Genomic DNA, 24,096 nt, shown 5'->3' with positions numbered 1-24,096 from the left:
CGGTTGCCGGAATTTTCGCGCTGCATCGAAAGCCCGCTTAGTCCGCGAGACTATACGTGTACCTTTATAATGAGGTATCTGCTGCCTTCATCAGTCAGTCAGATGGACAACACTTGAAGTTGAAGGCAAGTCCAAACTCAGGATGTTTAAAGGTAGTGCGAATGACCGCAATTGGTCAGCAGCAACATACTGCCCTTGTGAATGCTGTGCTCCGATGAAGGTCCACACGGCCCTTGGCCTGGGAAGAATTGGCGCACAGGATCTCAATGTTGAGCTCCGACAGGGCGCGGCCAAACTGGGTCATGCCGGCACCGCCTTTGGCCTGGTCGTTGGCAACCTTAAACACGCTGTGCTTGTCAGAATAAAACGCCACCGGACGACCATGTTTACCTAAATAGTGGTCCAGCGCAGAAAAATAGGAAAACGCACTCTCGGACGGCACAAACTGAAACTGCATCAGTGTGGATGTAGCATCATCGACAAAGACGAGCAGGGTACATGGATCACCACGCTCCTTGAACCAGCGGTGATCGCTGCCATCGATCTGGATAAGCTCACCATAGGCTTCGCGGCGATGACGCGGCTGATGAAACGTACGCCGCTGCGCCTTATTGAGCCAGATCCCGGCCTCGATCATCCATTTGCGCACCGTCTCGCGTGAGACCTTCAGGCCAAGATGTTCCTCAAGCTTTTCTGCAGCCAGTGTCGGGCCGAAGTCTGAATAGTATTCGCTTATAACCACTTGTGCGTACGCGCGCTTGGCGTCGCTGATCTGGTTGTTGTGTCGCTTGCCACGAGCACGGTGGCGCAGACCGCCAGCACCTTCATCTCTATAGCGCTTCACCAGCCGCGATATCTGCCGCACCGACAGGTCCAGCAGATTGCCGGCGCCCGCATTGCTCAGCTCGACGTGCACAACCTGCGCAATCACTTCAACCCGATTAAACTCCCGTTCACTCATAACCACCCATCCCATGCCATCCTCCCCAGCATAATCCAACGTAAGAGCACTGTGAGATTTTTAGTTTGCAGAGGATAGACAGTTTAGCATTGCGCGGTGACAGTTCAAAAACGCATAGTGTAGGTTATGGAACCTTATTTATGTACTGCAAATCTCGGGTGTCCCCCTTAACCAAAGCAGTGAGTTTATTGTTAGTAGGGCGATGAAGGTGGTGAAGAGGAGTGTCGGGTTGTTTTGTTCTAGGAGGATTCCGGTGAGGAAGAGGCCTAGGGGGACGCCGGTGTAGCGCAGGGAGGAGAAGACTGTGCCGCGTTTGTCTTCGGGGACGAGTTTTTGAAGCACAGTCGCGTCAACGACGCTGCCAACTCCCAAGTTTACACCGTACACAAACATTCCCACTGAAATGACAATTGCAGCGGTATTGATATTGCCACCGCCCCAGTCAGCATTAAACATCCAGAGCAGCAAGGCTAGGCCGAGTGCTTGTCCTATGGGTGTGAGTTGCAGAAGCCTGAGTGAGGATACTCTGTGGCCCACGAATGTGTAGGCAAGGGTTGTGAGTGTGGTTCCGCAGGCAAAACATGTGAGCCAGATTCCAAGCCAAACTGCTTGCTTGTTATTTGAATTTGCCAGAACTGGTAAGGTTAATGAAAGCAAGGAGACCGCCACTGTATTGATAATCAAATCATAAAGGCCGAGCTTCAAGATGCCCGGTGTTGACAGCATCCACTTCCAGACTTCTTTTGTTGGCTGTCTATCTGTATTAGCTGCGCCCTGTTGACGAGTGGCCTTGATGCCTATGGATACAATAATAAGCGCCGTCAGGAAACTCAGTGAGTCTAAAATCAGGACAGTGGTCGCGCCAAAGGCGGAGATCAGGATGCCAGCCATCGATGGGGTTAGAAGGTCAGCCACAGTCTCAAGAAGCGAGTTCATTCCGTTCACCCGTTCGCGAGGCAAGCCTTCTCGATCAATCAACGCCGGGATCATAACGCTTTTTGCGGTTTGTCCGGGAACATCGATGACCTGCGAGAGGAAGACGAGAAATCCAAGGAGGGCAAGATCCAGCAGATCAACTGAGTATAGCAGCGGTATCAAAAGCACAGCGAAGGCGTTCACAGTATCGCAGAAAATGCTGGTGGTTCTGGCAGAGAACTTGTCGATCAACGGCCCGCTGAAGAGACCGACAACGATGTTTGGAAGCTGTCCGGCAATGGCGATTGTTGCAGTGATGACAGCGTTGCCCGTCAGGTCATAGACAAACCACGGTATTGCGATGGCAGACAGGCCATTCCCCAACAAAGACAGAAAGTTGGCTGAAAACAGGAGGCTGATCTGTCCCCATTTAGCCTTTAAGGTAACATCAGACAAAACAACCTCACTCTGCGAAATGCAGCATAAATTCAATGATTTGAGTGCGCGCAATCATGACTATCGGAAACAACTTCAGATATCATTCTTATCTTATAGTGATAAATGCGAGGACTTGGGAGTGCAACTCAATGCCGGTCAGTTATTCGTTGAGGGCCTGCGGGCATGACACCACGTGCATATCGCAGGAACTCTGGCGAGTGTCATGAAATGTTACGCGGCCAAGTTCTTTGTCATGAGAAAGTTTGTGAGTGCTACTCCTCGAACAACGGGTGCTTGCTCGCGCTCAACCAGCCAGCCGTGGTGAAGGAAGAAAGCTTTTGCAGCCATGCTTATGTCTACTGAAATGGTCGAGATGTTGCGCTGTTCTGCCCAGTTCTGCAGTTGGTCATAAATGGCGGTGCCGATACCTTGGCGGGTGTGGTAAGGGCTGGTGAATGCGAACTCGATGTAACCTTTTGCATCGATGGTCATGAAACCGATTACTGAGTTGTCTTTGACAGCAACAAAGCCAGTCATATCGTGGAGTTTGGCAGACCAACGCTCAGGTGCGGGTGCAGGCCCAGCCCATGCGGCGAGCTGCTCCTCAGAATAATGCTTCTTCGCTCCGATTGTGACGGCCTCATAAAATACGCGTGCGCAGTCTGGGGCATCTGAATTCATCAGTGGGCGGATCTCTACAGGCATTGGTGGCTTTCACTCAGCTGGGTTTGGAGGCAGCCTCTTGCCACAAACTCTGACAAGGTGAAAGAGGATTGAACGACCAAATCCTCCATCTTCTGATTTGGCTTATCTCACTGCTGAATGATCGCGTTTTGCCATTCCTGGAGGAAGTGTTGCCGTTTCAGGTTGTCCTGATAAACCAACAGACCTGGTCCAAGGCGGATGGCTCGCAGGGATAGGTTTGGGGCAATCTCGTTGCGGTTGAGTTTTGGATAGGGATAGTAGTCAGCCCCCTCCTCGCTCCAGGATGCAGTGATCAGATGATCTATGAAGGCGCCCGCGATTTCGGGTTGTTCGGCCCCCGCTGGAATGATGGCAGAGCGCAGCATGAGTGTGGTGAAATCTTCCAGTTCGAGAATGCCGATATCAGGATCACTGGCGGCCCGTGCAGAGGCATAGGAGCCGAGCACGTTGTAGGCAACGGCCAGATCGCCTTTTGTGATGTCAGAAATCATATCAGCAGAGCAACAGTAGAGACGGGCGTTCAGAGAGCCCATCACCTCGTTCAGACGCCAGAACGTGTCTGATGTACGGGCATCTTGCGTGGCAAACAGAAAACCAAGGCCGCTCTGGCGGATGTCATAGGTGCCGACTTTGTCGAGGAAGCGTTCTGGATGGTTGCGCAGAGTTGAAATCAGATTTTGCCGTGATGTTGGCACTTCCAATCCTGCAAAGGCGGATTTGGAATAGACCACCGAAGCTGGTTCCTGCGTGAAGGCGAATACATGATTGCGCCAGCGGGCCCAGTCCGGCATCAAACCGGCGGCTGAGGAGTTGTGCGGTAGGGTGAACCCGTCGTTCGCCAACTTCACCTGTAGGTCCATGGCAGATGAGATTGCAACGTCAAAAACCTGTTTCTCATCAAAAAGGGCTGTCATCAGTTCGGTGCTGCTGACAACAGTATAGTCTATAGAAACACTCGGGTATTTGCGTTGAAACGCTACCACCATGGGCGAGAAAATGTCGATGTCTGAGTTGGAGATAATACGCAGGTTCGCGCCCTCTTGCGGAGCGGGAAACACTTTGTGCTGTTCAATCTCATAGGCACTTGCGGAAAGCAATGAGGCCAGCAACACGATCAGGACTGAGGGAAATAGAAGGATACGCATGCGCCTCTGACGTTTGTTCTGTTTGAAAGTTTCAGGTGTCCACCATGAGCTTGCGTCACCTCTTCGGCAATTGTAAGCCCAAGCCCGGAACCGACCGTATCTTCGGCGTTTTTGCCGCGTGAGAACCGTTCCGTCAACTGGTCTATGTCTTCCGGAGCAAAGCCCGGGCCTTGGTCATAAACCGATAACACAACCCAGTTGTCTTCGGAGGTAACGATAACCTGTACGTCCTCGCCTTGCGGGGCGTACTTGATCGCATTGTCCAAAATGTTGCTCAGCGCATTTTGGATAAGGATCGCATCTCCGGAGATCTGCGGCGGTTCCTCACCATGCGAGCTCAGGGTTTTATCTTGCATCTCTGCCAGTGGGCGCAGCCGTTCAAGAGTTTCCTCTGCCAGATCCAGCAGGTTGATGTCCTTGACCTCCAGATGATCCGTGCGGAAGGAAACCATGGCATGGTCCAGCAGTTGGCCTGCTGCGCGTGAGCTCTCATCAATGGCCCGGATCATCTCTTTCAAAGCCGCTCTGTTTTCTGGTCGCTCCACGCGGCGCAAGGCAATCTCCGCTTGCGTTCGCAGCACTGCAAGGGGCGTGCGGATGCGGTGAGCAGCTTCTGCGATGAACTCTTCGGAGCGTGTGAGTGACTTCTTAAGCCGTGCCATGAACCGGTTGAGCGCCACCACAAGCGGTGCCATCTCACCCGGCACAGGAGCTTGTACTGCCCTCAGATCCTGCGGACCTCTTTTTGAGATAGAGTTTGCCAGTGTCTGCACAGGGCGCACGGCTGATTGAGCTGTCAAAACACCCAGCACGGCAGCTGCAATAAAGAACCCGAAACCGAGATAGGCGGCATTTGCGGAGATGCGCTCCAGTGTCTCTCGCTGACGCTTCAGTGTTTGAGCCACAGATACGGTGACTTCAACAGGGCCGGATGCGTTGGACAAGCGGCGCGTGGCGGAGACCATACGAATGCTTTCACCCAGATAATGAGAGGTGATGAACCGATGGCTGTCCTGCCCTTTTGATGCCTTGGCAATGGGCAAGCTTTCATATCCGGTGAGGTACTTTCCATTGACGACAACGCGGTAAAACACGCGGTCATCACTCACATTGCCAAGCATGGAGAGTGCGGAATATGGAATGTCGACAGTCACCTCCCCGCTCTGAATTGCTGCACTGTCCAAAATAGACGTGGCGGAGGCTGACAGGATGTTGTCCTGAGATTCTTCTGCGACTTGCTTGGCATAGGTCATCACCATCACAAACAGCAGGGCTGCAAGCACGGCGGCGATGCCGAGGAGCTGCAAGGTCAGGCGGCGACGGATTGAGCCGGATATGTTGGCGCCAGAGTTCATGTCAGGCTTAACCGATACCCCAGTCCACGCACGGTAATGATCTGGACCGAGGAGGATGAAATATGCCTGCGCAAACGGGCGACATAGACCTCGATGGCATTTTCCGAGACATCTTCGTCGTAAGAAAATAATCTGTCTACAAGCTTTGTTTTTGAGAAAATAACGTCCGGAGCGCCGAAAAATATCTCTAAAAGGCGTAGCTCTTTGTTACGCAGGCTCACTGTTTTGCTGCCAATTTTGAGTGTGCCAGCCAGTGAATCAAACACCAGATCGCCGAATCGCTTCGCATTTGTCACGCCGCCGGATCTCCGCCTTATGACAGCACGGCATCTTGCCTCTAACTCCGAGAAATCAAAGGGTTTTGTGATGTAATCATCAGCCCCGAGATCGAGCACCCCTACTCTGTCTGAGACCTCTGAACGTGCTGTCAAAACGATCACCGGAGTGTCATCCTGACGGCCTCGATGTTCATTTAGAAAATCTCGCCCATCACCATCTGGAAGCATGATGTCGAGCAAAATCATGTCGTAATCTGCTGTCGAGATGTAGTCCTCGGCAGTAGAAATTTCAGCAGCGTGATCAACGACATGACCATCCAGTGTCAATCTTTCGACAATGGATGTCGCCAGCTTGGCGTTATCTTCAACGAGAAGAAATCTCATCTTTTGCTTCCCCAAAAAATCAAGGAGGTGACAGGTTTGTGTCAGGTTTCCGTGTTTTCACGTAAGTCATGGGTGACAAATGCTGCCCTTGTCAATTGGGAGGACACAATGAGTTTTATTCGGGCGCGCCGCGTGGTTGCGGCAGCGGCTTTGGCTGCGATGACATTTTCCATGCCAACGGCTTCCTTTGCAGAGCCAGTGGTTGATAGCATTCACTTCCTCATTCCAGGTGGTGCTGGTGGAGGCTGGGACGGCACTGCACGCGGAACAGGCGAAGCACTGACCAAGTCCGGCCTTGCAGGCACGGCCTCTTTCGAAAACATGTCCGGTGGCGGCGGTGGTAAGGCCATTGGGTATCTCATCGAGAATGCAGCAAGTCAGCACGGCACGTTGATGGTGAATTCTACGCCAATCGTGATCCGCTCGCTGACTGGCGTATTCCCACACAACTTCCGTGATCTGACATTGGTTGCCGGCACCATTGGTGATTATGCAGCCATCGTGGTTGGCAAGGACAGCCCAATCAACTCCATGAGTGACCTGCTTGCAGCTTATAAAGCTGACAAACGCGGCACGGCAATTGGTGGCGGTTCTGTACCGGGCGGTATGGATCACCTTGTTGCGGCCATGGTGATGGAAGCAGCTGGCGAAGATGCAACCATGGTGAAGTACATTCCGTATGATGCGGGCGGTAAGGCCATGGCAGCGCTGCTTTCCGGCGAAATCTCTGCACTTTCTACCGGCTTCTCCGAGGCGATTGATCTTGCAAATGCGGGTGAAGTGAAAATCATCGGTGTGACTGCTGATGAGCGCGTTGCAGCCTACAAAGATGCGCCAACCATGAAGGAACAGGGCATCGACACCACCTTCGTCAACTGGCGTGGTTTCTTCGGCGCACCGGGCCTGCCAGAGGCACAGGTGGCTGCCTATCAGGAAGCTCTTGCGAAGATGTACGATACCCCTGAGTGGGAAGAAGTGCGCGCACGTAATGGCTGGGTCAACATCCACAACTCTGGTGAAGACTTCCACGCGTTCCTTGAAGGTCAGGAAAAGACCATCGGTGATCTCATGAAGAAGCTGGGCTTCCTCTAAATCAATAAGAATAAATGGATGCGCTCTTGGCAGCGCATCCACTTGTCACGCCAACGGGAGGGGATGATGGCACTGGACCGATGGATTGCACTTGTCATTCTGGCAGTGAGTTTAAGCTACGGATACACCGCGTTTTTTTTGATGGACGCTGGTTTGCCACCGTTTATGCGGTTTAACCCAATCTGGCCGAGCACGTTTCCAAAAGTCATTGCGGTGCTGGCTGCAATCACAAGCCTCGCCATTTTGCTCGGGTTTGAGAAAAAGCCTGCAGATTCAGATGCAGACGAGATCGATTTCAGCAGACTGTGGGATTACAACATCGGTCAGGCCGTGTTCCTGCTGGTTCTAATGGCGGGATATGCTCTGTTGCTGCGTCCCGCTGGCTTCCTGCTCTCCACACTGCTCTTTCTGGTGATCTCGGCTGCTCTGCTTGGAGAGCGGCGTTTTGTGATCCTTGTGCCTGTTGCAGCCATTGCTGCTGGCGGTGTCTGGTATCTGGTTCAGCAAACACTGGGCATTTACCTCAGCCCTCTTCCAACATTTTTCAACTAGGAGGCCACGATGTTAGACGGTATTTGGGTTGGCCTCTCGACGGCCTTCTCGTTTTCTAATCTTTTGATGGTAATCGGCGGCTGCCTGATTGGCACGTTCATCGGCATGTTGCCGGGTCTTGGACCTATGTCCATCATCGCCATCATGATCCCTGTGGCGATCTCTATCGGTGACCCTTCCGCAGCCTTGATTCTGCTCGCTGGCGTTTATTACGGCGCAATCTTTGGGGGCTCCACGTCCTCAATCCTCATCAACGCGCCGGGCGTGGCATCCACTGTTGCAACAAGCTTTGATGGCTATCCGCTGGCACGCCAGGGCAAGGCTGGCAAAGCGCTGACAGTTGCGGCGATTGCTTCATTCGCGGGTGGCAGTATCGGGGCCATCTTGCTGATGATTTTTGCACCTGCGCTCGCATCCGTCGCGCTGCTCTTCCACTCTGCAGAATACTTCGCATTGATGGTGGTCGGCCTTTCCGCAATCGCTGCTTTCGCCGGCAGCGGACAGGTGGGCAAAGCCCTGCTCATGACGCTGGTAGGCCTGATGATGGCAACCGTTGGTGAAGGGGCATTGTTCAACCAACCGCGCTTCACCATGGGTATACTAGATCTGCAATCCGGCTTCGGGTTCATCACGCTTGCTATGGCCATGTTTGCTTTGCCCGAAGCTTTGTTCCTTGTGTTGGATCCATCCCGCTCTAATTCTGGTGGAAGTAGTGGAGACATCAAGGATCTGCGCATCACAAAAGCAGAGGCCAAGAAAATTGCACCAGTGATTGGTCGCCAGTCTATCCAAGGGTTTCTGATTGGGGTTCTTCCGGGAGCTGGCGCAACAATCGCCTCCTTCCTCGGCTATGCAGTGGAACGCAACATCGCGCCGAAAGAAGAACAGGCTGAGTTTGGCAAGGGATCTGTCAAAGGCCTCGCAGCTCCAGAATCTGCGAACAATGCGGCATGTACTGGTTCCTTCGTTCCCCTGTTGACCCTTGGCATTCCGGGATCCGGGACAACGGCGATCCTGCTCGGTGCCCTGATCGCTTTGAACGTTTCACCGGGGCCACGCCTGATGATCGATCAGCCAGAGATTTTCTGGTCCGTGATCATCTCCATGTATGTGGGCAATGTGATCCTGCTGATCCTGAACCTGCCGCTCATCCCTTACATCGCCAAAGTGCTGGCTGTGCCGCGCAACTACCTCATTCCGTTCATTCTGTTCTTCACCCTCATGGGTGCCTATATTGGACAAAACAATGCAACGGAACTGCTGATGCTCGTGGGCTTTGGTGTATGTGCAACGCTCCTGCGCTTTGCCAACTATCCGCTCGCGCCACTGCTGATTGGGTTCATTCTGGGCAGCATGCTGGAAGATAATTTCTCCCGGTCTATGCAGCTATATGATGGGATTAGCTTTATCATGGAACGCCCGATGACCATGGGCTTGCTGGCTCTGGCTGCTATTCTGGTCGTTTTGCCAACCATCCGTGCACGTCGTGTGCGCAAGCAGGAATTGGAAGCCGCTGAAAGTGACTGATCAAACCGCAGCTGGGAAACTGAGTTTTGGTAGTTGAGAAGAAAGACTGGTTCAATCTATCCATAACGTTTGCCATTGCAGGCGCAGGGGCTGGTCTTTTTTCCTTCCTCGGATTCCCGGCAGCCCCCCTCACCGGCTCAGCTCTTGCCGTCTCGCTCGGTGGCTTGCTGGGTGCTCCCGTCATCGTTCCGCTCTGGCTGCGCACGCTCTGCTTTATTGTGCTGGGTACGAGCATTGGTTCTGGTGTTACACCCGCTGTTATCGATGCCGCTATCACGTGGCCTGCGAGTTTCTTAGCGTTGGGGATCAGTCTTATCCTGAGTATGCTGATCAGCCGTGCGATTTTGGTACGGTTTTTCGGGTTCGATGCCTATAACGCTTCACTCGCCTCCTCTCCGGGGCACTTGAGCTACATCCTCAGCATGGCGGCAGATAGCAAAGCGGACGTCACCCGCATCGGGCTTGCACAAAGCACGCGGGTCTTGTTCCTCACCATCTGCGTTCCGCTGTTTGTCTCGCTGCTTTTTGAGGAAACAGGCGCTTCCTTCCTGCCCGCACAAAACATCAGTCTACTCTCAGCCGTCTATTTGTTGCTCGGGGCAGCTGTTGTTGGAACTATCTTCCTGAAGATGAAACTCCCCGCCGCCTACCTGCTCGGTGGGATGCTTGTGTCTTCTCTGGGGCACGTGAGTGCACTCACACCCGGCAAGATGCCGGATTGGGCCACGCTCGGCTCGTTTCTGGTGATGGGGGCTTTGATTGGCACTCGCTTTAAGGGCGTCAGTCTTGACCTTTTCGCTAAAGCCGTAGGCGCGGGTGTTGTTGTTACGCTCATTACGGTTGGCATGGCAATCCTTGGAGTTGTGTTGGTGATGCCGCTGGTTGGCCTGGACCCAAGCCTGTTGTTCGTCGCCTTCGCTCCGGGCGGAGTAGAGGCCATGGCTGCTATCGCTGTGCAAAGTGGTCTCGACCCCACCTTCGTCGCCGCCCACCACGTCTTCCGCCTGCTTCTGCTGACCTTTGTTGTGCCTTTGATGTTGAGACACTCAAAGACCGCACTCCCCGTAAAAGAGCAGCCGTGAATCTGCGTAGTATATGAGCTGAAAAGTGCATTACGAATAGGTTAGGCGGAAGTATTTTCCTTAAATTCGATCAAAGCTCAAAAATTTCCCTTATTCATGAAGGTATATCAGTTGGCTCAAGAGATTAATTCTCAAGGCAATCTGATAGCCTCGCGGAATAAAAATATTCCAATGAAACCGACGGGGAGTTTAATGAGCGCAGCTTCACTGGATACTTTGGGTACGCTGGAAAGCCGAGTGCGATGGCTTGCCTCCTGGACCATTCACTATGCCAACCATCTCCGCGGTTCTGACGTTGGCGATGTGAAAGTTGGCGGCCATCAGGCGTCTTGTGCATCTATCAGCACCATCATGACTGCGCTCTATTTCCATAGTTTGAGCCCGCAAGACCGGGTGGCGGTGAAGCCTCATGCCGGGCCTATCTTCCACGCGATCCAGTATCTGGCCGGGAACCAGTCGCTGGAGAAGCTGCAGCACTTTCGTGGGTTCCATGGTGCTCAATCCTATCCATCTCGTACCAAGGATGTTGATGATGTTGACTTCTCAACCGGCTCCGTTGGCCTTGGGGTCGCGCAGACGCTGTTTTCATCACTGGTGCAAGACTATGTGAAAGCGCATGGCGGGCTTAACAAATCGCCGGAAGGTCGTATGATCTCGCTGGTTGGCGATGCAGAGATGGATGAGGGCAACATCTATGAGGCATTGCTGGAGGGCTGGAAACATGGCCTGCGCAATTGCTGGTGGATCGTGGATTATAATCGCCAGTCATTGGATGCAGTGATCCGCGAAGGCCTTTGGGAGAAGTTTGAGAGCATCTTCCGCAATTTCGGCTGGGAAGTCGTCACGCTCAAATATGGAAGCCTACAGGAAGACGCCTTCAAAGAACCAGGTGGCAGCAAACTGCGCGATTGGATCGATCTGTGCCCCAATCAGCTTTACTGCGCCCTGGCCTATCAAGGCGGGGCAGCATGGCGTAAGCGGCTGCTGGATGATTTGGGAGATCAGGGCGAGGTCAACGAGCTGATCAATCGGCGCAGTGATGCTGAGCTGTCCAAGCTCATGTGCAATCTGGGTGGTCATGATTTGCCGTCACTGATTGAGGCATTTGAGAGTGCCAAGACCCATGATTGCCCTGTCTTGTTCCTGTGCTACACCGTGAAAGGCTTTGGCTTGCCGCTGGCAGGGCACAAAGATAATCATGCAGGCCTGATGACCTCTAAGCAGATGGAAGAATACCGTAAGCTGGAAGGCATTCGCGAAGGGCATGAGTGGGACAAGTGGGAAAGCACATCTGACCCGCACAACCTTCAGACTTTCGTTACCGAAGCACCGTTCTTCTCAAAAGGCAGCCGTCGCTATTCTGCGAAAACGGTGCCTGTACCGGCAAAATTGCCGGCACCCAATGCAGCAGAGAAGATGCTTTCCACGCAGATGGGGTTCGGTCAAATTCTGCATGAAATTTCCAAGCAGGATGAAGAGCTTGCCAAACATATTGTGACGACCGCGCCAGACGTGACGGTCTCCACCAATCTTGGCCCATGGGTCAACCAACGTGGATTGTTTGCCAAGGAAGAACTGGCGGATACATTTAAAGCAGAACGGATACCATCCACCTTCAAATGGGCATTTTCTCCGCAAGGCCAACACATTGAGCTGGGCATTGCAGAATCCAACCTGTTCCTCCTCCTTTCTGCACTTGGGTTGTCTCACAGCATCAACGGTCAGCGCTTGCTGCCCATTGGCACAGTTTATGATCCGTTCATTCTTCGTGCGGCTGACCAGCTCAACTACGCTTGTTATCAGGATGCCCGCTTCATGTTGGTGGCAACACCATCCGGTGTGACATTGGCACCGGAAGGTGGGGCCCACCAGTCCATCAGCACACCGTTGATTGGTATGGCTCAGGACGGGCTTGCCGCGTTTGAGCCTGCCTTCGTAGATGAGCTGGCAACCATCATGCGCTTTGGATTTGATTACATGCAGCGCGATGGTGAAGGCGATCCTGATGAGCGCACATGGTTGCGGGACCAGACAGGAGGTTCCATCTACCTGCGCCTGTCCACCCGTCCACTGGAGCAGCCTCAACGGACGATCTCACCTGAAGACGAACAGGACATTGTCGATGGCGCCTATTGGCTGCGCAAACCGGGACCAAATGCGGAAGTTGTGATCGCTTACACCGGTGCCGTCGCACCGGAGGCAATCAACGCTGTTGGGATGATGGCGGAAGACCGCCGTGATGTTGGTCTGTTGGCGATCACGTCTGCTGACCGCCTCAATGCAGGGTGGACAGCTGCACAGCGCGCTCGGGACCGTGGGGCAATGCATGCTCGCAGCCACATTGAGCGCTTGTTTGATGATGTGCCGGACAACTGTTCGCTCATTACAGTACTGGATGGTCACCCTGCGACCCTTGCATGGCTTGGTGCGGTGAAAGGCAACACAATCCGCACTCTTGGCGTAGAGCATTTTGGTCAGACTGGCACCATTGCCGATCTTTATGCTCATTATGGCATCGACACCCAATCCATTTTGCGGGCGGCTGAAACGATTTCGACAGGTGGCAAGATTCGCTACATCAAGGCGAGCTAGACTTGCAGGCGGAAGCGGTGTGTGGTGCATTGCTTCTGCCGTTCTAACTGTTCAGTTTCGTTCTTACTGACCTCATGCCTGCTGCAAGGACTTCGCCGTGACCTCAAACCTTTCCCAGTACACGCTTGGCTATGACATCCCTGCCCTACCGGGAATGAAGCTGGATGACGTGCAAACGCCTGCTTTGATTGTTGATCTTGATGCCTTTGATCATAACCTGCTGAAAATGCGTGATGAGATTGCCAAGTATGGTGTTCGCCATCGCGCTCACTGCAAAATGCATAAGTCTGCTGAAGTTGCAAAACTACAGATAGAGCGAGGCAATGCTTGCGGCGTGTGCTGCCAAAAGGTGAGCGAAGCAGAGGCTCTGGCGAGAGCTGGCCTCACGGACATTATGGTGTCCAACGAGGTGTGTGATCCATACAAGATTGATCGTTTGGCACAACTTCCCAAGCTTGGTGCACGTATCCTAGTCTGCACGGACAATCTGGCTAATATTGCAGATCTCTCGCAAGCCGCAGTCAAACACGCAACACAGCTGGAAGTTCTGGTGGAACTGGATTGCGGAGGTGCCCGGTGCGGTGTGGCAGATAGTGCTGCTGTGTTGGAGTTGGCAACTGCAATCATCGCAGCCGCCAACTTACGGTTTGCGGGCATTCAGTCTTATCAGGGTGCTGCGCAACATGCCTACAATTACGCTGATCGAAAAGCGCTGCTGGATACGGCAATCACGATCACCAAGGATGCTGTAGACCTGCTGGAAAGCAAAGAGATCCACTGTGATATCGTTGGCGGTGCAGGGACAGGCTCATATCCGTTTGAAGCCGCATCCGGTGTGTTCAACGAGTTGCAATGCGGGTCCTATCTCTTCATGGATGCGGACTACCGCAAAGTGAAAGACAAAGATGGCAAGCACTTACCTACTTTTGAGCATGCCCTGTTCCTGCTGACTTCGATCATGTCCACTGACATAGATGGGCAAGCCGTTTGCGATGCAGGGCTGAAGGCACACAGCATCGATTCCGGGCCGCCGACTGTGTATGAGCGACCTGACCTGCAAAGCCTTGATTACTCCGATGAGCATGGCGTCCTGAAGGATCCGCAAAACTCGTTGAAGATTAACGACAAGATCAAGCTCGTTCCAGGGCACTGTGATCCGACCTGTAACCTGCATGACTGGTATGTAGGTGTACGTGACGGTGTCGTGGAAACGCTTTGGCAGGTGACAGCCCGCGGTAAGTTTTACTAGGTGTACAGAACCTTGGTTTGACAGCAACACCCATCCTCTGTAGGTTGCGCGGCAAGGGATCAGGCCCCTGCCGCTCGCAGAGCAATGCTCATGGTGAAGCCTGAAACAAAAGATGCGATTTCAGCCCAGACAAGCGGGTTGGTGGCAATGCGAGCTCCATCAAGTTGATCCCGCATAGTTTGAGGCTATGAAATGAACGGATCTCTTCCTTCCCTTTCCGCGTTAAAAACGCAAGCGAAGCAATTGCGTGCTGCGCTGGAAAAACGCGGCGAAACTATTTCGCACTCCCAGACACTGGAGCTTATTGCTCGCCAACAAGGCTATAAGGACTGGAACACCCTTTATGCTGCTGTTGGCAATCGTCCACCTGTGTCGTTTCTGCGGCCCGGTGACAGGGTTGCCGGCAAGTATCTTGGACGTCGGTTTGCTGCCGAGGTTCTTGGTGTTCAAAGCTCCGTCGCGGCCCACCGGGTGCGGCTGACATTGCACTTTGATGAGCCGGTTGATGTGGTGAGTTTCAAAAGCTTTTCTGCGTACCGTCAACGAGTGACTTGCACGGTAAATGCGGATGGCATGACCAGTGAAAAGACCTCTGATGGTGAACCGCACATGGTTCTAACAGGGCTCTGATCTTACCTCACAAAAGAACCGGGAGACGTGACACCTCGCGGTTTGCCAATGGACACAACCACCCTGTGCATCAATGCGATCTCAACCGCAAAATGCATGGTGAGGTGAAACTGTTGCTTGAACATCCATGCTCAATTAAACTATACTGTGATACTCATGTTTAATTTACTGACGATGCGACACAATCGCCAGATGCACGAAAGAGGCGCTAGCCATGGATGTTGGGGCAAATGATGTTTACCTGGAACGCCAACCGGAACGACTGGTTCTGGAAGGTTATCGCCGTTGGTCCGCCGGCTTTGAAACAGGTTCTATCACGCCTTGGGAAATGGCTTGGGACTTGTACAACGAAGCGCTTGGACATCAGGATGCCGGAGTAGCGCTCGCCAGTCTGTCTCAATACGTGCGTACACTCAAGCGCTGCGCAGCCTGTCCGCTCCGCTCCTACCCTTATGATTCTCAGCACCTTTGTGTCGAAGAATGCCTGACCATGGGCCTGATTGCGGGCTTGCAACATGATGTCGACACCGTTGAGCTGTGCCTGCAGCACATTACCTGTCCGCAAAGATGCGAAGAAGTAGAACAGGCCGCTGCGAACTTTGCCGAGACCCTCAAATCCCTCGGTCAGGTCATGCTGCCTGTACCGTCTCATGTGCTGACTGATATTTTGAAAAAGAGCTCAGGCGGAAGCATGCATTAGGCTTGAACTAAAAAGCGCTTCTTAAAATATTTTGCGGCTCGTGTTTGTGAGCTGAAGCCTTCAGATTAATTTCATTATCAATTGCAATGGACGAGTCTGCGCCCGTGCAGGCCAATCTTTTCTATAATTCCCTCCAAATCAGCCGCTTCCTACCACATTAATATACCCGCCGCAGCTCTCTGATATCTCACAGATTTCCCTCTGGGTGCACTGCGATAAATCAGTGGTTGTACACAGTAGGTATTTACAAGCGCAGATTCCTGTTTCTAAAATTGGTCTGACGTCTGATGGCAGACGAAATCAAATAGACATCTGTGCGGAGCCTAATGTGCCAAGCCCATCCAATAATAAAATTCGGCCAATCAAGACCGAGGACAGAAGCGACGCAATTCTGCAATCGCTGACAGATTTCATCGTGGAGGAAGGCTTGCAGCCCGGTGACAGATTGCCCACGGAACGAGAGCTGATGAACGGCCTGAAGGTTGGCCGCTCGTCCATTCGTGAGGTGATCCGCCATTTGCAAGCGTTGGGGATCGTGGAGATCCGCCGTGGGTCAGGGACATATCTAAAGCGCCCGCTCTCCGAGAAAACCGTTTACCTGCCGCTGTCCATTGCAACCAAGCGTGATGGCCTGTTGCAAACGCTGGAAGTGCGCCGGGCGCTTGAAGTTGAAGCCTCTATTCTGGCAGCCAAGCGGGCAACGCCGGAAGAGATTGACGAGATGCGCACCAAGTTAGAGCACATGGAGTCGGTCCATCACCTTAATGGGACAGCTGGCCCGGAAGACCTTGAGTTTCACCTGTCTATTTACCGTGCTGCAGGCAATCCGCTGTTTGAGCAGTTGTTGCAGCAGATGCGGGAATCTTTTGAGAGCTTTTTTGATATGCCGTTCGACCGCAAAGATTTTGCCGGACGGTCTTTTCCATTTCACCGACAATTATTTGACGCCGTTGCCGCTGGAGACACGGAGATGGCCCGCAAACATACCTTGGAAATTTTGAGCGTGGTTGAAGAAGATATTGTGCAAATGGCACAGGAAACGGACGCAGTATGATCGACCTGTGGGGGGAGGACACAGCAACAATCGTGGCGCATGATGAAACATCCTTTGCGGATGCAGTCGTGCCACCTATTTTTCAAAACTCGCTTTTCACGTTCTCTTCCTATCAGGAGATGTGTGAAACCTTCGCGGGCAAGATCAACCGCCCGGTTTATACGCGCGGCATTAATCCAACCGTCCGTGCGTTTGAGGAGAAGATTGCCAAGCTGGAGGGCGCTGAAGATGCACTCGCGCTTTCCAGTGGTATGGCCGCTATTTCATCAGCCATCCTGTCTGTGGTGAAACCCGGTGACCGGATCTTGTCCGTCAAACATGTTTATCCAGATACTTTCCGTTTCTTTGAAATCTTCCTGCGCAAGTTTGGTGTGAGCGTTGATTACATCGATGGCGGCAATCTGGCGACGGTTGAAGCTGCCTTGCCCGGGCATGCTCTGTTTTATCTGGAAAGCCCGACCAGCTGGATCATGGAGGCCCATGATGTGAAAGCGTTGTGCGCACGGGCCCAGGAAGCCGGTGTCGCAACGATCATTGACAACAGCTGGGCTTCACCCATCTTCCAGAATCCGATCAAACTGGACTGCGATATTGTGGTCCATTCTGCATCCAAGTACATCAGTGGCCACAGTGATGTGGTTGCGGGGGTGATCGCCACGTCTGCTGCGCGTGTGGCGCAAATTCGCGGGGAAGTGACCCAGTATCTGGGCGGCAAGATCGCACCGTTTGAGGCGTGGTTGTTGTTGCGCGGCCTGCGGACACTGCCAATCCGTATGAAAGCCCATGAGCAGGCTGGGATGGAGATTGCCAAGCGACTGGCTGAACATCCTCGCGTGAAAACTGTTTTTCATCCGGCGTTCCAGAATAAGGCCCATCCTGGCCTGCGTGGAACCTCCGGTCTCTTTTCAATTGAACTGGCAGACAATGTCAGCGTCGAAGCACTGTGTAATCACCTGAAAATTTTCAAAATGGGTGTGAGTTGGGGCGGGCATGAAAGCCTGATTTGCCCTGCGCAGGCCTCTCTCATTCAATCGGGAGGACCAAACTCAACCGCATTCTTTGGCGTGTCACCGCACGTCGTTCGCCTGAATGTTGGCCTTGAAGACCCTGAGGATCTCTGGGGGGACCTCGAAGAAGCGTTAGGGGCAGCATCAGAATAACATTGCTAGAGGAGAGGCAATTATGAGTTTGAAGAAATTATTGGCCGCAAGTCTTGTGGCAACAGCTATTGCAGGTCCGACAGCTGCTGAAACCAATCTTCGACTGGTGGAGGTGATCACAAGCCCGGAACGTACCAAGGTTTTGCAGAGTATCGTTTCGCAGTTTGAAGCGGAAAACCCGGGCACCAATGTCGAAATCATCTCGTTGCCTTGGGGACAGGCTTTCGAGAAGTTCGCGACCATGGTTTCTGCTGGTCAGACGCCGGATGTGGTTGAAATGCCAGACACATGGGCCGCGCTTTATGCCAATAACGGCGCTTTGGAAAGCCTTGAGCCCTACCTGAAGAGCTGGGATGGCACCGACAAGCTGAATGCCCGCACCATTGAGATGGCACGCAGTGGTTCCGGTACAGCTTACATGCTGCCCTACGGTTTCTATCTGCGCGCCATGTTTTACAACAAGAAGCTCTTCAAGGAAGCGGGTGTTGAAAATCGACCTGTGACATTGGATGACTTCCGTGATGCAGCTGAAAAAGTATCGGCTCTTCCAGGCAAGTACGGCTTCTGTCTGCGCGGTGGCTCTGGCGGTTTGAATGGCTGGGCCGTGTTTGGGGCAACAGCAGCTGGCACAGATCAGTTCTTCGATGAGGAAGGCAACAGCATCATGTCCACGGATGCGTGGATCAAGGGTGCACAGTTCATGGTGGACCTCTATCAAGATGGTCTTGCACCAAAAGACAGCCTGAACTGGGGCTTCAACGAGATCGTGGCAGGCTTCTACTCCGGCACATGTGCCATGCTTGATCAGGATCCGGATGCACTCATTGGCATTTCGCAGCGCATGGACCCGAATGATTTCGGTGTGACCACCATGCCAAAAGGTCCAAATGGCAAGGCCTACCCAACCATCGGGTATGCGGGCTGGTCCATGTTTGCTGACAGCGAAGACAAAGACGCCTCCTGGAAGCTGATTGCGAAGCTTCAAAGCCGTGATGCGAACCTTGAGTGGTCCAAGCGTGTGGGAACTCTGCCGATCTACAAAGATGCAGAAAGTGATCCACACTACAACACGCCGCAGTTTGCTGGCTGGTTCGAAGAGCTGTCCGATCCGGACGTCCACCCGCTGACAATGCCAACACACCTTGAAGAATTTGCGTTCTTCAAAGATTCCATCTCCATCCGCACCAGTCAGGAGGCTCTGCTGGGTCGCAAGTCTGCGGAAGAGCTTGGCAAGGAGTGGGGGGATTACCTCACAACAGCACAGAAAAAGTGGCTGGCTAAACAGTGATGACAGCTGCCACAGACCTTGGAACACACCCTGCCAGTCGGCAGGGTGTGACTTCCCGCAGATTCCTATCCCGATTTGAGCCTTACTTTTACGCAGCCCCTGCCATTGTGCTGTTGGTGACTGTGATGATGGTGCCGCTGGTGGTTGGCCTGACCTACACAGTCAGAGATATCCGCATCCTCAACCCGTTCAGCGGTGGTTATGTGGGCTTTGCGCATTTTGAGGCGATCTGGCACGACCAGAACTTCCATAACGCCCTTTACAATACCTTCTGGTGGACAGTCAGCTCACTGTTCTTTCAATTCTTTCTGGGGTTAACCCTCGCTCTGCTGCTCAACCGCACTTTTCCGGGACGGCGTATCATCCAGTCGCTTGTTTTTCTGCCATGGGCGGTGCCTGCATTCCTGTCTGGCCTCAACTGGGCATGGATGTTCAATCCGGTCATCAGCCCCCTGCCCCAATGGCTGTTTACGCTTGGTATTCTGAGCGAACCAACCAATATTCTGTCAGATCCTGACCTCGCCATGTGGGGACCGATCATTGCCAACATCTGGTTCGGTATCCCGTTTTTTGCGATCACTTTGCTGGCTGCGCTTCAATCCATTCCAGGTGAGATTTACGAGGCAGCATCCATCGATGGCGCGAGCCGCAAGCAACAGTTTGTCAGTATCACGCTGCCGTTTCTGGCGCCGACCATCGCGATTACGCTGATGCTGCGCACCATCTGGATCGCCAACTTTGCGGATCTCATTATCGTCATGACCAATGGCGGACCGGCAGATTCAACGCAGATCGTCTCCAGTTACATCTTCACGCAGGCTTTCCGCCGTCTGGACTTTGGCTATGCCTCCGCAATTGCGGCTGTGCTGCTGGTTCTGTTGATGGCCTATGCCGTCTCCATCATCTTCATCAGACGCAGTCTGCTGCGCGAAACCTGAGGCTCTGTTATGGCATACTATGCAAAATCAAAGGGCCAACGGGTGGTGGACTGGAGTGTCCATTACGGCCTGCTCGCCTGCTATCTGTTCTTTGCGCTGTTTCCGCTTTTTTGGCTGTTCAAGGTCGCGGTGACACCGACTAAATTGCTTTACTCAGAGGGCATCCGTATGTGGCCCTCAGAAATGACGTGGACCAACTTCACGCAGGTGATGACAGATACGGACTTTCCGCAGTTCTTTATCAACTCGGCTATCGTGTCAGGCTCAACCGCTTTCATTTCCACGCTGATTGCAGCGGCGGCAGGCTATTCATTCTCACGGTTTCATTATCGCGGTAAGGCAGTCATCATCGTGCTGATGCTGGTCACACAGATGTTCCCGCTGGTCATGCTGATTGCACCGATCTTCCGCATTCTCACGCCGCTGGGGCTGACGGACAGTCTGCTTGGACTTGTGGTGGTCTACACGGCCTTCAACGTTCCGTTTGCGACCTTTCTGATGCAGTCGTTTTTTGATGGCATTCCCAAAGACCTTGAAGAAGCAGCCATGATTGACGGCAATACCCGCTTTGGGGCGCTGGTGAAGATCATCTTCCCGCTCACCCTGCCGGGCATTGCAGCCACGCTTGGCTTTGTGTTCACCGCAGCGTGGAGCGAGCTGCTCTTTGCGCTCATGCTGGTCAGCAGTCCGGATGCAGTCACCTTTCCGGTTGGCTTGCTCACGTTCGTCTCCAAGTTCTCTGTCGATTTTGGGCAGATGATGGCAGCAGGCTTCCTGGCACTCATTCCAGCGGCAATCTTCTTCTTCCTCATCCAGCGTTATCTGGTGCAGGGTCTTACCGCCGGTGCGGTCAAAGGATAACGAGGTACCCTATGGCTTCTATTCAAATCACCGAGTCAACCAAATCCTACGGAAACACCGCTGTTTTGCACGGTATTGACCTGAACATTCAGAATGGTGAGTTCATTGTGCTGGTTGGTCCGTCAGGCTGTGGCAAATCCACCTTGCTGCGTATGATTGCGGGGCTGGAGGAAGTAACATCGGGCTCAATCTCGATCAACGAGCGGATCATCAATGATTTGCCGCCGCGAGACAGGGATATCGCAATGGTGTTCCAGTCTTATGCGCTCTATCCGCATATGAGTGTGGAGGAAAACATCAGCTATGCGATGACCCTTCGCAAATCACCGAAGGAGAAGATCGCCAGTGCGGTTAATGGGGTCTCCAGCATTCTGGGTCTGAACGGTCTTCTGGAGCGGCGTCCCAAAGCGCTCTCTGGCGGTCAACGTCAGCGCGTTGCTATGGGGCGGGCGATTGTGCGTGACCCGCAAGCGTTTTTATTCGATGAGCCGCTTTCCAATCTGGATGCGCGCCTTCGCGAGCAAATGCGCTCGGAAATCCGCAAGCTGCATCGCAAGCTCAATGCCACGTCTATTTATGTGACACACGATCAGATTGAAGCCATGACCATGGCCGACAGAATCGTCGCCATGCATGATGGATATATTCAGCAGGTTGGCACGCCGCTGGAAATCTACGACAAGCCAGCCTTAAAATCTTCACACTCGACCGGCCTGATATCGCTGAAGGCACGCAGGTTCACGTGTCTTACATTAAAGAAAAGCTGCATATGTTTAATGCTCGGACAGAAATGCGGCTGGAGTCTCCTGTATAAGTTCCCCTGAACTGGTTCGTTGCTGCGGCAACGAACCGTTTTTCTGGACTCAGGGTTTCCACGTTCTTCTGGGGCAACCTAAACTGGTATAAATACTGCCTGATATATGTACCGCAGAAGGAATTCCTCTGAATGCCCTCGATCAGTCTGGCCGTCGTTGGTTTGGGAATGGCCGCAAAACCACATCTGGAAGCGCTTGACCTGCTGAGAAATCACATTGAAGTCGCAGGTCTTTATACCCGAACAAAAGCCAGGGCAGAGGCTGTCTCTCAGCAATACGGCTGGCCATGCTTTGACAGCCCCGAGCAGATTGCCGGTGATCCGGAGATTGACGCGGTCCTTCTGCTGACCCCGCCCGATCAACGCCACGAACTGGTTGAGCTTTTCTCCGGTGCAGGCAAACACATCCTGACAGAAAAACCGCTGGAACGGACCTATGATGCTGCGGCTGAACTGGTTGAGCTCTGCGACTATGCTGGCGTCAAATACGGTGTCGTGTTTCAACACCGCTTCCGCGAAGGTGCAAAGCAGCTGAGGACGTTGCTTTCAGAGGGGGCTTTGGGCGATATCCATCTGGTACGGGCGAACATCCCGTGGTGGCGGGATCAGGCCTATTATGATCAGTCAGGCCGTGGAACATATGCGCGGGACGGTGGAGGCGTGTTGATCACGCAAGCCATTCATGTGCTGGATCTGATGCTGAGCCTGACCGGCCCGGCAAAATCCGTGCAGGCGATGTGTGCAACCACCACGGCACATAAGATGGAGGCTGAAGACTTCGCCACGGCTGGTATTGAGTTTCACAGCGGGGCTGTGGGGTCCATCATGGCGACCACAGCTACCTTTCCCGATGCAAAAGAAACGCTGGTACTGGATGGTTCAAAGGCCTCTGCCCATCTGGAGGGCAGCAAGCTGACGGTGACGTATCGCGACGGGTCTATCGATGTGTTTGGTGAACGCAGCGGGACGAAGGATGGAACGGGCGGCGGGGCTAACCCAATGGCGTTTCCATCTGACTGGCACCGGGATCTTATTGACGATTTCGCCCTCAGCATCATTGAACACCGCGACCCGAAAGTAACCGGTCATGATGCGCTGATGGTGCATGCGCTCATTGAGGCGATTGAGAGCTCTTCCCGCACTGGATCAAAGGTTGATGTGCGTGAGGCGGAGCTGTCGAAGGCCTATATCTGACAGGTGGCTCACTGCCCAAAACTCTGCAGATAAAAAATGAGCAGGAGGCCGGACGAGGGCTCTCCTGCTCGGGTATTAGGCATCATCCGTGGGAGGTTTTAGCCTAAATTCTTTCGCGGTTTGATCAGACCTTGGCCCGCTTGCGCTGGCGATACTGATCCGCAACCACTGCAGCTACAATGATACCACCTTTCACGATGTCCTGGATGTAAGCATCAATACCAAGGAACGTGAAACCACTCATCATTGTACCCAGAATAATGGTTCCGATGACGGTGCCTGTGATGCGACCAACGCCGCCTGCAAGACTTGTTCCGCCAATAACAGCTGCAGCGATGGCGTCAAGCTCATATGCAAGGCCCATACCTCCCTGTCCACTGCCAGCTCGGGCTGCGGCAACCACACCGCCTAGACCAGCCAGCAAACCAGCAAGGGTGTACACTTTGATCAGGTGACGACCAACGTTGATGCCGGAGACTTTTGCCGCCTGAACATTTGCACCTGTTGCATAGGTGAATTTGCCGTAACGGGTGAAACGCAGGGCAATGTGGAAGATAAACGCGGCCATCAGGAAGATGATCACCGGAATGGTGCCGGAACCCAGCCACATGTACTCTTCAGAAAGCAAGCTGATCGGCTGACCCTTGGTGTAGTAACGTGCCAGACCGCGCGCTGTTACCATCATGCCCAGAGTTGCGATAAACGGAGGGATGGCCGTGTAGGCTATCAACGACCCGTTTATGAACCCGGCTAAGGCCCCGACGGCGATACCAGCCAATACTGGTACGAGGAACGGCATGTCCGTGAACATTGGAAAGACGGCCCGGGTATAGTCAGAGGTTTGCGCAAAACTGGCGGCCACCATGGCCGAAAGCGCAAGCACTGAGCCTGAGGACAGGTCAATACCGCCGGTGATGATCACCTGCGTCACGCCAATGGCCAGAAGGCCGATGATGGAAACCTGCAGAACCATAATCAGCAGGCGCTGTGGGTTAAACAGGAAGGTGTCGCCCTTCACAATCCAGCCCAGAATTTCAAAAAAGACTGCAATGCCGATCAATACGAGGAAGATGTTAGCCTCTACCGGCAGTTTTCGAGCTGGAGCATTTGTCTCAGCTACATCAGTTGCATTTGCCATCTGGCAAGTCCTTTCAATCTCTGCGTCGGGCGCTTAAAGCTGCC

20 protein-coding genes and 2 pseudogenes are annotated in these 24,096 nt (G+C 53.3%); 15 read left to right on the top strand and 7 right to left on the bottom strand.

Going from position 1 to position 24,096, the window contains the following annotated elements:
* Nucleotides 1-187 precede the first annotated feature (187 nt).
* The 6 genes and pseudogenes from PsAD37_RS10010 to PsAD37_RS09985 all read right to left on the bottom strand — a co-directional run.
* A pseudogene (locus PsAD37_RS10010) lies at nucleotides 188-976 on the bottom strand (ISNCY family transposase); the annotation flags it as partial.
* A 123-nt stretch (nucleotides 977-1,099) separates the two neighbouring features.
* Nucleotides 1,100-2,332 carry an MFS transporter gene (locus PsAD37_RS10005; RefSeq protein WP_063296023.1) on the bottom strand — a complete coding sequence of 411 codons (1,233 nt, stop codon included), beginning with the start codon at nucleotides 2,330-2,332 and terminating at the stop codon, nucleotides 1,100-1,102.
* A gap of 213 nt (nucleotides 2,333-2,545) precedes the next feature.
* Complete coding sequence (locus PsAD37_RS10000) at nucleotides 2,546-3,019, bottom strand: GNAT family N-acetyltransferase (protein WP_063296022.1); 474 nt, start codon at nucleotides 3,017-3,019, stop codon at nucleotides 2,546-2,548.
* Between the two features lie 107 nt (nucleotides 3,020-3,126).
* Entirely contained in the window at nucleotides 3,127-4,164 is a 1,038-nt protein-coding gene (locus PsAD37_RS09995) for an ABC transporter substrate-binding protein (protein ID WP_063296021.1), read from the bottom strand.
* Nucleotides 4,134-5,519: a sensor histidine kinase gene (locus PsAD37_RS09990; protein WP_063296020.1), complete on the bottom strand. Its 1,386-nt coding sequence runs from the start codon at nucleotides 5,517-5,519 to the stop codon at nucleotides 4,134-4,136. Before PsAD37_RS09990 ends, PsAD37_RS09995 begins: the two co-directional genes overlap by 31 nt.
* Nucleotides 5,516-6,181 carry a response regulator transcription factor gene (locus tag PsAD37_RS09985; protein ID WP_057461447.1) on the bottom strand — a complete coding sequence of 222 codons (666 nt, stop codon included), beginning with the start codon at nucleotides 6,179-6,181 and terminating at the stop codon, nucleotides 5,516-5,518. The genes PsAD37_RS09990 and PsAD37_RS09985 overlap by 4 nt, the downstream gene beginning before the upstream one ends.
* Before the next feature lie 108 nt (nucleotides 6,182-6,289).
* Between PsAD37_RS09985 and PsAD37_RS09980 the strand changes: the two genes are divergently transcribed.
* From PsAD37_RS09980 to PsAD37_RS09910, 15 genes and pseudogenes are all read left to right on the top strand, one after another.
* Complete coding sequence (locus tag PsAD37_RS09980) at nucleotides 6,290-7,273, top strand: tripartite tricarboxylate transporter substrate binding protein (RefSeq protein ID WP_057461446.1); 984 nt, start codon at nucleotides 6,290-6,292, stop codon at nucleotides 7,271-7,273.
* Between the two features lie 66 nt (nucleotides 7,274-7,339).
* Nucleotides 7,340-7,825 carry a tripartite tricarboxylate transporter TctB family protein gene (locus PsAD37_RS09975; RefSeq protein WP_063296019.1) on the top strand — a complete coding sequence of 162 codons (486 nt, stop codon included), beginning with the start codon at nucleotides 7,340-7,342 and terminating at the stop codon, nucleotides 7,823-7,825.
* A gap of 9 nt (nucleotides 7,826-7,834) precedes the next feature.
* Entirely contained in the window at nucleotides 7,835-9,352 is a 1,518-nt protein-coding gene (locus PsAD37_RS09970) for a tripartite tricarboxylate transporter permease (RefSeq protein WP_063296018.1), read from the top strand.
* Nucleotides 9,353-9,378: 26 nt separating this feature from the next.
* Nucleotides 9,379-10,434, top strand: a complete 1,056-nt coding sequence (locus PsAD37_RS09965; protein ID WP_063296017.1) for an AbrB family transcriptional regulator — start codon at nucleotides 9,379-9,381, stop codon at nucleotides 10,432-10,434.
* 192 nt (nucleotides 10,435-10,626) lie between these two features.
* A complete protein-coding gene (locus PsAD37_RS09960; RefSeq protein WP_063296016.1) occupies nucleotides 10,627-13,026 on the top strand; it encodes a transketolase in 2,400 nt (799 codons plus the stop codon).
* Between the two features lie 97 nt (nucleotides 13,027-13,123).
* A complete protein-coding gene (locus PsAD37_RS09955) occupies nucleotides 13,124-14,275 on the top strand; it encodes a DSD1 family PLP-dependent enzyme (protein ID WP_063296015.1) in 1,152 nt (383 codons plus the stop codon).
* A gap of 192 nt (nucleotides 14,276-14,467) precedes the next feature.
* Nucleotides 14,468-14,905: a glyoxalase superfamily protein gene (locus PsAD37_RS09950; protein ID WP_057461441.1), complete on the top strand. Its 438-nt coding sequence runs from the start codon at nucleotides 14,468-14,470 to the stop codon at nucleotides 14,903-14,905.
* Between the two features lie 214 nt (nucleotides 14,906-15,119).
* The gene (locus PsAD37_RS09945) at nucleotides 15,120-15,605 is read left to right on the top strand and encodes a hypothetical protein (RefSeq protein ID WP_063296014.1); all 486 of its coding nucleotides are present in this window, start codon (nucleotides 15,120-15,122) and stop codon (nucleotides 15,603-15,605) included.
* A 328-nt stretch (nucleotides 15,606-15,933) separates the two neighbouring features.
* Nucleotides 15,934-16,659 (top strand): FadR/GntR family transcriptional regulator, encoded by a 726-nt coding sequence (locus PsAD37_RS09940; protein ID WP_063296013.1) that lies wholly within the window; start codon nucleotides 15,934-15,936, stop codon nucleotides 16,657-16,659.
* Nucleotides 16,656-17,819, top strand: coding sequence for a PLP-dependent transferase (locus PsAD37_RS09935; RefSeq protein WP_063296012.1), 1,164 nt, complete (start codon nucleotides 16,656-16,658; stop codon nucleotides 17,817-17,819). The genes PsAD37_RS09940 and PsAD37_RS09935 overlap by 4 nt, the downstream gene beginning before the upstream one ends.
* A 28-nt stretch (nucleotides 17,820-17,847) precedes the next feature.
* Entirely contained in the window at nucleotides 17,848-19,107 is a 1,260-nt protein-coding gene (locus PsAD37_RS09930) for a sugar ABC transporter substrate-binding protein (protein WP_063296030.1), read from the top strand.
* On the top strand, nucleotides 19,107-20,045 hold the full coding sequence (locus tag PsAD37_RS09925; protein WP_063296011.1) for a carbohydrate ABC transporter permease: 939 nt from the start codon (nucleotides 19,107-19,109) through the stop codon (nucleotides 20,043-20,045). Before PsAD37_RS09930 ends, PsAD37_RS09925 begins: the two co-directional genes overlap by 1 nt.
* A 9-nt stretch (nucleotides 20,046-20,054) precedes the next feature.
* Nucleotides 20,055-20,906 (top strand): carbohydrate ABC transporter permease, encoded by an 852-nt coding sequence (locus tag PsAD37_RS09920; RefSeq protein ID WP_206599540.1) that lies wholly within the window; start codon nucleotides 20,055-20,057, stop codon nucleotides 20,904-20,906.
* 11 nt (nucleotides 20,907-20,917) lie between these two features.
* A pseudogene (locus PsAD37_RS09915) lies at nucleotides 20,918-21,634 on the top strand (ABC transporter ATP-binding protein); the annotation flags it as partial.
* Between the two features lie 218 nt (nucleotides 21,635-21,852).
* Nucleotides 21,853-22,914 (top strand): Gfo/Idh/MocA family protein, encoded by a 1,062-nt coding sequence (locus PsAD37_RS09910; RefSeq protein ID WP_063296010.1) that lies wholly within the window; start codon nucleotides 21,853-21,855, stop codon nucleotides 22,912-22,914.
* Nucleotides 22,915-23,038: 124 nt separating this feature from the next.
* Here the strand turns inward: PsAD37_RS09910 and PsAD37_RS09905 are convergent, their stop codons facing one another.
* On the bottom strand, nucleotides 23,039-24,052 hold the full coding sequence (locus PsAD37_RS09905; protein ID WP_063296009.1) for an ABC transporter permease: 1,014 nt from the start codon (nucleotides 24,050-24,052) through the stop codon (nucleotides 23,039-23,041).
* Nucleotides 24,053-24,096: the final 44 nt, after the last annotated feature.

It is taken from the genome of Pseudovibrio sp. Ad37 (assembly GCF_001623075.1).
GTDB lineage: Bacteria > Pseudomonadota > Alphaproteobacteria > Rhizobiales > Stappiaceae > Pseudovibrio.
The sequence above is the reverse complement of the archived record's forward strand: the minus strand, read 5'-3'. Positions and strand labels throughout refer to the sequence as shown.